Source organism: uncultured Fretibacterium sp. (assembly GCF_938040765.1).
Lineage (GTDB): Bacteria > Synergistota > Synergistia > Synergistales > Aminobacteriaceae > CAJPSE01.
The window spans coordinates 1-7,458 of record NZ_CALIAA010000060.1; the positions used below are offsets into that span (position 1 = coordinate 1).

Here is a 7,458-nt window from a genome sequence, read left to right on the forward strand (position 1 = left end):
GTTTTCCCGCGCCTCCTTTAGGGCCTTAAACGAGAAGGACCGGATGAAGTCCGTCCCCCGGGCGGACGACCGGGGGAGAAAAGGGGCAGATCGTGCTAAAGTATGGAGGGGAGGTGGCAGCGCAATGGACTGGAGGAAACTGGAGCGGGACCTGATCGACATCCGGCGGGACCTCCACCGTTATCCCGAGGCGGCCTGGACGGAATTCCGAACGTCGTCGCTGATCGTGGAACGGCTGGAGCGGCTGGGCTGCAAGCCCAGGGTTGGCCTGGACACGGTGGAGACCTTTGCGGTCATGGGGCGCCCTTCGGAGGAGGAGATCGACCGGCACATCGGGCGTGCGGTCACGCAGGGCGGCAACCTCGCGTGGATCGAGGCGATGCGGCGCTATCCCGGGGTCGTAGCGGTGCTGGACACCGGACGTCCCGGCCCCGTCGTGTCGCTGCGGTTCGACATCGACTGCGTGGAGGTGGACGAGGACACCTCGCCCGACCATCGGCCCGCCCGGGAGGGGTTCGCCAGCGTCAACCCGCATCTGATGCACGCCTGCGGGCACGACGCCCACACGGCCATCGGGCTGGGTGTGGCCGAGGTGCTGACGGCCAGGGAGGGACTGCTGAACGGGACCGTGCGCCTGATCTTCCAGCCCGGCGAGGAGGGCTGCCGCGGGGCCTACGCCATGACGCGCAAGGGCGTGGTCGACGGATCGGACTACTTCCTGGCCATGCATATCGGCGGCGGAGTGCCGTCCGGGACGTTTGGCCTGAACTCCCTGGGGTATCTCAGCACGACGAAGCTCGACGCGCACTTCACGGGCCGACCGGCCCACGCGGCGGGTGCGCCGCACGAGGGACGCAACGCCCTGCTGGCCGCGGCGACGGCGGCGCTGGGACTTCACGCCATCGCGCCGCACCGGGACGGGGTGATGCGGGTCAATGTCGGGGTGCTGAACGCCGGGACGGGCCGCAACGTCATAGCGGAGCACGCGGACATGAAGGTGGAGACCCGGGGCGAGAACCAGGAGATCGCCGACTACGTCTACGCACGCGCCGTCGAGGTTTTGAACGGCGCGGCGGCCATGTACGGCACGACGGTCGAGCTGGTGAAGGCCGGGGCCGGCACCACGGCCTCGGGGGACGAGGATCTCGTCGCGAGGGCGAAGGAGTCGGTCCTGGCCCTGAACTGTTTCCGAGAGGTCGTCGATACCGTCCGGGCCGGGGGCAGTGAGGACGCGACGTGGATGATGCGCCGCGTCCAGGAGCAGGGCGGCCGGGCCACGTACATGGCGCTGGGCTCGGACATCACCGCGCCGCACCACAACGGCAGGTTCGACCTGGACGAGCGCAGCATCATCCAGGGGGTCCGGGCCGTCGCGGCCATCACGGAGGGCCTGTTGAGCTCGAAATAGTCGGGGTTCGGGGGCGCCTCCCCCGAAGTACTTGCGTTACCCTTACGGAGGTAGGATGATGAAGAAAAACATTGGTCCGATAACGGCCGGCTTTCCCACGCCCGTCGTCCTGGCCGGGACGACGGACGCGGAGGGGCGGCCCAACCTCGTCACGCTGGCCTGGGTGGGCGTCTGCTGTTCGGAGCCGCCCGCCATCCAGATATCGGTCCGTCCGGACCGATACAGCCACGCGGCCATCACCGAACGCGGGGCGTTCAGCGTCTGCGTCCCCTCGAAACGTCACGTGGACGAGACGGATTTTTGCGGCATCGTGTCGGGCCGCAGATACGACAAGTTCACCCTCGCGGGGTTGACCCTGGAGCCCGGTCCGGAGCTGGGGCTCCCCCTGGTCGCCGAATTTCCCCTCTGCTTCGAATGCCGGCTGATGCACACGTTCACCGTCGGGTCGCACGACCTGTTCGTGGGGCGGATCGTCTCCTGCATGGCCGAGGAGTCGGCGCTCGACGACCGGGGGCGCCCGGAGTCGGCCAAGCTGGACCCGCTGGTCTTCATGCCGGGGGACGGGTACTACGGACTGAGCCCCCGCATCGCGCCGGGCTTCGGCGTGGGCAGGCGCTTCCTGCCCGGAAAGGGGAACGATGGAAACGGCAGAGCTTCATAGCGTGCTTTTCTCCCTGGGGCTGACCCTGTTCGCCGGGCTCTCGACGGGGATAGGCAGCGCCATCGCCTTCTTCGCCAAGCGGACCAACACCCGTTTCCTGGCCTTCTCCCTCGGGTTCTCCGCGGGGGTGATGATCTACGTCTCCATGACGGAGATCACGACCAAGGCCAGGTCCGAGCTGGTCGGAGCCGTAGGGGACAAGCTGGGGTCATGGCTCTCCGTGATCGCTTTTTTCTGCGGCATGATCGTCGTCATGCTGATCGACAAGTTCGTTCCCTCCCACGAAAACCCGCACGAGCTGCACCGCGTGGAGGAAATCCGGGGCGACGCCGGCGAGAGGGGACGGCAGCACGCCCTGATGCGCATGGGGATACTGACGGCGCTGGCCATCGCCATCCACAACTTCCCCGAGGGCATCGCCACCTTCATGGCGGGGCTGCACGACCCTCAACTGGCCATTCCCATCGCCGTGGCCATAGCGATCCACAACATACCGGAGGGAATCGCGGTCTCGGTGCCCATCTACTACGCCACCGGGGACCGCCGTCGCGCCTTCAGTCTGTCGTTTCTGTCGGGGATCGCGGAGCCCCTGGGAGCGCTGCTCGCCTGGCTGATCCTGGCCCCGTTCCTGAACGGGGTGCTCTTTGGCCTGATCTTTTCGGGGGTCGCCGGGATCATGGTGTTCATCTCCGTGGACCAGCTTCTGCCCTCCGCGCGCAAATACGGGGAGCACCATGTCTCGATCTGCGGCATGATCTTCGGAATGGCCGTGATGGCGGTCAGCCTGCTGCTTTTCCTTTAGTCTCCACCTTCTCCGCACGCTCCGAGGGGCGGCTTTCTCCATAGGCTATCATGGTGCGGAGTGCGGAGGGATTCCCCAAAGCGGTATGGGATTGCGGGAGGGGCTCGACCGGTGCGTCTTCCGCTGGAAGGAGTTGCCGAATGTACGACGTTCTTCTGAAAAACGGTATGCTGGTCCTGCCCGACGACGTGTTCGCCGGGGACCTGGCCCTGAGGGGCGGGCGCATTGCCGCGCTGGGATCCGGACTGGACGGTCCGGCCGCCGAGACGGTAGACGTGTCCGGCAAGCTGGTGCTGCCCGGGGCGATCGATCCCCACGTCCACATGGAGCTGCCCGTAGGGGGAACTCGCTCCTGCGACGATTTCCTGACGGGCACGCGCGCGGCGGCGGCCGGAGGCGTCACCACGATCCTCGACTTCACCGTGGGCAGCCGCGAGACGACGATGGTCGACGACCTCTCCGCCCGCCTGAAGGCGGCGGCCCCGTCGGTCATCGACTACGGATTCCACGCGGAGATGGTGGGCTGGACGCCCGCACGGCTCGACGAGATGCGCGAGGTCGCGGAACGGGGCGTGCGCAGCTTCAAGTTCTTCACGGCCTACGCCGCCTCGGGGCGGCGCACGGAGAACGGTCCCCTCTTCGAGTCCATGAGGGTGGCCGCGGAGCTTGGGGCCGTGGCCTCGGTCCACGCGGAGGACGAGAGCCTGATCCAGGCGCGGCTGGCTCTGATGGAGGACTCGGAGAAGGCCCGCATGACGGCGCTCGGGCTCTCGAGGCCCGACCTCTGCGAGGCCTCGGCCGTGCACGAGGTCGTCTGGCTGGCGGACCGAGCCGGGGTGCAGGTCCACATCATGCACCTGAGCTCCGCGCTCGGGCTGGAGGAGGTTCGGGAGGCGCGCCGCAGAGGGACGGACGTGACGGCGGAGACCTGCCCGCACTACCTGCTGCTGACGGACGAGGTCTACGGCCGGCCGGACGCACGCTTTTACTCCGCCTCGCCGGCGCTTCGCGGGGACGGGGACCGCCGGGCGCTCTGGGACGCCCTTGCGGCGGGGGACGTGGACTTCCTGTCCACGGACCACTGCCCCTTCACCTGCGCTCAAAAGGAGTGGAAGGGGGCGTTCGACCGACTGCCCTACGGAATGGGCAGCGTGGAGCTGATGCTGCCCCTGGCCTATTCCGAGGGCGTCCTGGGAGGACATCTCACGCTCAGCGGCCTGGCCGAGAGAACGGCCGCCGCTGCGGCAAGGCGTTACGGGCTCTGGCCGCGGAAGGGCGGCCTGCTGCCCGGGGCCGACGCGGACGTCGCGGTCCTGGACCCGGCCGCGGAGTGGACGGTCTCCGCAGGGACGCTTCATTCGAGCTGCGACTTCTCGCCCTACGAGGGACGGACGATTCGGGGAAGGATCGAGCGGACGTACTCCCGCGGGGAGCTCGTCTACAGCCAGGGGACGTTTCCGGCCCGGCCGGGCCGGGGTCTTTTCCTGGCGCGTTGAGGCCGTCGGACGCGACGCGAGGTGACGGCGATGACATGGGAAGGGACAAAGCGATGGATTCTGTTTGCGGCGGGGATGCTCTGCGGCATCGAGGCGGGACACCTCTTCTACCTCGACCGCCCGTCGGCCGGGGGGGCGTTCCTGCTTCTGGCGGGGATGTTCCTGCTCTTTTCTCAGAGGGAACGCGGCCGGCGCGAGGAGCCCCCCGAGGAGATGCCGGCGGAGCCCGAGGGCGGCATCGAGGCGCGGCTGGCCCTCTTCGTCGCGGAGGAGGCTTTGAACGGCCTCAAGCGGATCGGGCGCACGATGCCCCCCTCCTCCATGGAGGTGGCCCAGCTGGAGGACCGGCTGAACGCGCTCCTCGGCGGCATGGGCGTCCCCGCTGAGGAACGAAGGCAGCTGGCCGAGGAGTTCGAGAAGCTCAAGGGACGGGTCCGGAGGAACGAAGGGCGAAGGGCCCTGAGCCAGAGCACGCGGCTGTAGCGGCTCAGGGGCCCGCTCCGCTGCCGCTATGAGCCCCGGCCCAGAAATGTCTTGATGCAGTCCGCGACCCGCTTTACGTCCGAGTCCTCGAGAAGCGGGAACATCGGCAGGGAGATTGCGCCCCGATAGTAGCGCTCGGCCTCGGGAAAGTCGCCCCACCTGTAGCCGAACCGCTTTTTGTAGTACGGATGCAGGGGGACGGGCGAATAGTGCACCTGGAGCCTGATGTCGTTCTCCGCGAGGTGGGCGAAAAGGGGCCCGCGCGCCTCCGCGTCCACCTGGATGGGAAACAGGTGGTAGGCGTGCCCCTCGTGCGCGGGGGGCAGGGTCAGCCCCCGGACGTCCGCCAGCAGCTCCCGGTAAAGAGCGGCGATCTCCCGGCGGCGCTTCACGAAGGCATCCAGCCGGCGCATCTGGCTGAGCCCCAGGGCGCAATTCAGGTCCGTAAGCCGATAGTTCCACCCCAGAGTCTGCATCTCGCAGTGCCATGGCCCCTCGGGGGCCTCCTCGAAGTCCTCGGGGTTCCTCGTGATGCCGTGGCTGCGGAACAGCCGGAGCGCGTGAGCGTACTCGTCGCTTCGAGTCAGGACGGCCCCGCCCTCGGCGGTCGTGATGTGCTTCACGGGATGGAAGCTCAGGACGGTCATGTCGGCGTCGAAGCCGATCTTGTGCCCGCCCCGGTCGCCGCCCAGCGCGTGGCAGGCGTCCTCGATCAGGACCAGCCCGTGCTCGGACGACAGCCTTCGGAACGGCTCCATGGCGAATGGATATCCGCCGAAGCTGACGGGCGCGACGGCCCGGACCCGGCCCTCCTTCGCCTCCTCAACTTCCCTCAGCTTCGCCTCCGCCTTGACGGGGTCGAGACAGAGGGTGCCCGGCTCGATGTCCGCAAAGACGGGCTCGGCCCCCACGTAGAGCGCGGAGTTCGACGTCGCCGCAAAGGTCATGGGCGTGGTCAGCAGCCGATCGCCGGGCCCCAGCCCCGCCGCGGCCATGGCCCCGTGCAGCGCCGCCGTTCCGTTGACGAACGTCACCGCGTGCTTCACGCCGGCGTAATCGGCCAGGGACCTCTCGAATGCCGCCACGGTCGGGCCCTGGGTGAGCCAGTCGCCCTTCAGCACCTTGGCGACCTCCGCGATGTCGTCGTCGTCAATCCACTGCCGCCCGTAAGACAAGTTCTTGGTGTTCACGCTAAATCCCCCTCCCGAGTTCAAGGAAGACACATCCCAGCACACCGGGCCGCCCCGGCTCCGTTTATTGTAGCATCCGTTGGGGCACCGGGCCGTAGGGTCACCCTCCGCTCCTGAACCACCGCCGCCTCGTAAATATGCAACAGACCGGAAGCAGCCAGAGATAGACGGCACAGGAAAGGGTACCGGCCGACACGCCCGGCATCGTCAGGGGTACGGGATGGCCCCACATTTTTATACAGGATGCCTCGGGACATTCCTTCAAGGAAGCGCCGATCAAGACGAAAGGGGGCGGCCATTCTTGCCCGGCCGCTCCCCCAAGCTACTTCACAAATATCCTTAAAAGCTGCGTCTCACCGCGGAAAAGCATGGATGGAGAAATATTGGGATATCCAGTGATCCGTCTCTGCACACGAAAATATGGAGGTAAAAAATGATGAAATCCAATCTGAGAAATGAAATCAAGTCGTACATCGTCCGTCAGGGAATGACCATGCAGGAGGCCGTTGATCTGCTGCGGGACGAACACGGCTGGTCTGACAGCGTATCTAACCTGTCCAATAAGCTCCAGCGGGAATCCCTGCGCTATGTCGAAGCCGTCCAGCTTGCCGACGCGCTGGGCTACGAGATCGTCTGGCAGAAACGAAGATAAGGGGGATTTTTCATATGACGGATGCAGGAAAGAAGCTGTTGCAGGCACAGCACCGATTGGAGGAAGCGCAGGCACGGGATCGCGTCAAGGAGCGAAAGAAGCGAACGCGCAGGCTTATTCAGGAGGGCGCGGTTCTGGAAAAGGTGCTGCCAGAGATGCGGACGATGGAGCTGTCTGCGCTGGAGGTTTATCTGGTACAGAAGCTGCCGCAGCACGATTGAATCCGTTGGGAGGTGTCTCCAGGGAACCGGGGGGCCTCCCTCTTTTTTCTCCCGAAGGGCGAAGGGGGCGCACTTGCTCACCACCTGCTAAAGCAGGCGGTGGTAGCCCTCCTGTTGGTCGGGCACGTGCGCTCTCCGAGGGGGATTGCGGCACCTGCGGGAGCCGCCAGACAATGCCACAGCACCTGCTGGCGCTGCTGTCATCGTCTGCGCGATTGGGCAAACCTGCCACCGGCAGCTTTGTCGCAGAGATGGACGGGCGTTCTGCCCGTCCATTTTCTCTTTTACGAAAGAGAAACAGAAAAAAGAAAACGAGGTGAACGAACGATGGCAATTTATCATCTGGAAGCGAAGGTGGTCAGCCGGGGCGCGGGGCGCTCTGCCGTGGGAGGCGTGAAGTTCATCACCAGGACGATATGCGGACGATGGTCCTCGCCCGTAGCCTCGTGATAGAAATAGCTCATCGCTACGAGCCCTACGAGTAGAAACATCGAGCCTAGGAAGGTGTAGATAAAAAATTTCACCGCGGCGTAAATTCTCTTGCC

At 66.0% G+C, this 7,458-nt stretch carries 9 protein-coding genes; 7 read left to right on the forward strand and 2 right to left on the reverse strand.

Translation table 11 applies throughout. From position 1 onward, the window contains the following. Window positions 1–124 precede the first annotated feature (124 nt). The 5 genes from Q0176_RS02325 to Q0176_RS02345 all read left to right on the forward strand — a co-directional run bounded on the left by Q0176_RS02325 (window position 125) and on the right by Q0176_RS02345 (window position 4,850). Complete coding sequence (locus Q0176_RS02325) at window positions 125–1,408, forward strand: amidohydrolase (RefSeq protein ID WP_299298871.1); 1,284 nt, start codon at window positions 125–127, stop codon at window positions 1,406–1,408. 58 nt (window positions 1,409–1,466) lie between these two features. Next, complete coding sequence (locus Q0176_RS02330) at window positions 1,467–2,069, forward strand: flavin reductase family protein (protein ID WP_299298874.1); 603 nt, start codon at window positions 1,467–1,469, stop codon at window positions 2,067–2,069. Further along, window positions 2,047–2,871 carry a zinc transporter ZupT gene (gene zupT / locus Q0176_RS02335; RefSeq protein WP_299298877.1) on the forward strand — a complete coding sequence of 275 codons (825 nt, stop codon included), beginning with the start codon at window positions 2,047–2,049 and terminating at the stop codon, window positions 2,869–2,871. Before Q0176_RS02330 ends, zupT begins: the two co-directional genes overlap by 23 nt. 140 nt (window positions 2,872–3,011) lie before the next feature. Continuing rightward, window positions 3,012–4,367, forward strand: coding sequence for a dihydropyrimidinase (gene hydA, locus Q0176_RS02340; protein WP_299298880.1), 1,356 nt, complete (start codon window positions 3,012–3,014; stop codon window positions 4,365–4,367). Window positions 4,368–4,397: 30 nt separating this feature from the next. Further along, window positions 4,398–4,850: a hypothetical protein gene (locus Q0176_RS02345; protein ID WP_299298883.1), complete on the forward strand. Its 453-nt coding sequence runs from the start codon at window positions 4,398–4,400 to the stop codon at window positions 4,848–4,850. Window positions 4,851–4,876: 26 nt separating this feature from the next. Here the strand turns inward: Q0176_RS02345 and pseC are convergent, their stop codons facing one another. Further along, the gene (gene pseC / locus Q0176_RS02350) at window positions 4,877–6,040 is read right to left on the reverse strand and encodes a UDP-4-amino-4,6-dideoxy-N-acetyl-beta-L-altrosamine transaminase (protein WP_299298886.1); all 1,164 of its coding nucleotides are present in this window, start codon (window positions 6,038–6,040) and stop codon (window positions 4,877–4,879) included. 436 nt (window positions 6,041–6,476) lie between these two features. Here pseC and Q0176_RS02355 point away from each other — a divergent pair, with 436 nt between their 5' ends. Together Q0176_RS02355 and Q0176_RS02360 are read left to right on the forward strand one after the other, a co-directional pair. Beyond that, window positions 6,477–6,692 carry an LLM class flavin-dependent oxidoreductase gene (locus Q0176_RS02355; protein ID WP_227127664.1) on the forward strand — a complete coding sequence of 72 codons (216 nt, stop codon included), beginning with the start codon at window positions 6,477–6,479 and terminating at the stop codon, window positions 6,690–6,692. Between the two features lie 14 nt (window positions 6,693–6,706). Then, complete coding sequence (locus tag Q0176_RS02360) at window positions 6,707–6,913, forward strand: DUF3847 domain-containing protein (RefSeq protein WP_299298890.1); 207 nt, start codon at window positions 6,707–6,709, stop codon at window positions 6,911–6,913. 338 nt (window positions 6,914–7,251) lie between these two features. On the opposite strand, the gene Q0176_RS02365 is transcribed toward Q0176_RS02360, so the two are convergent. Then, window positions 7,252–7,458 (reverse strand): proton-conducting transporter membrane subunit (locus tag Q0176_RS02365; RefSeq protein ID WP_299298892.1); only part of this gene is annotated, 207 nt, incomplete at its 5' end.

Excerpts from the sequence above, each read along its gene's own strand:
- Q0176_RS02325 (WP_299298871.1), top strand. The coding sequence starts at position 125 with ATGGACTGGAGGAAACTGGAGCGGGACCTGATCGACATCCGGCGGGAC.
- Q0176_RS02330 (WP_299298874.1), top strand. The coding sequence starts at position 1,467 with ATGAAGAAAAACATTGGTCCGATAACGGCCGGCTTTCCCACGCCCGTC.
- zupT (WP_299298877.1), top strand. The coding sequence starts at position 2,047 with ATGGAAACGGCAGAGCTTCATAGCGTGCTTTTCTCCCTGGGGCTGACC.
- hydA (WP_299298880.1), top strand. The coding sequence starts at position 3,012 with ATGTACGACGTTCTTCTGAAAAACGGTATGCTGGTCCTGCCCGACGAC.
- Q0176_RS02345 (WP_299298883.1), top strand. The coding sequence starts at position 4,398 with ATGACATGGGAAGGGACAAAGCGATGGATTCTGTTTGCGGCGGGGATG.
- Q0176_RS02355 (WP_227127664.1), top strand. The coding sequence starts at position 6,477 with ATGAAATCCAATCTGAGAAATGAAATCAAGTCGTACATCGTCCGTCAG.
- Q0176_RS02360 (WP_299298890.1), top strand. The coding sequence starts at position 6,707 with ATGACGGATGCAGGAAAGAAGCTGTTGCAGGCACAGCACCGATTGGAG.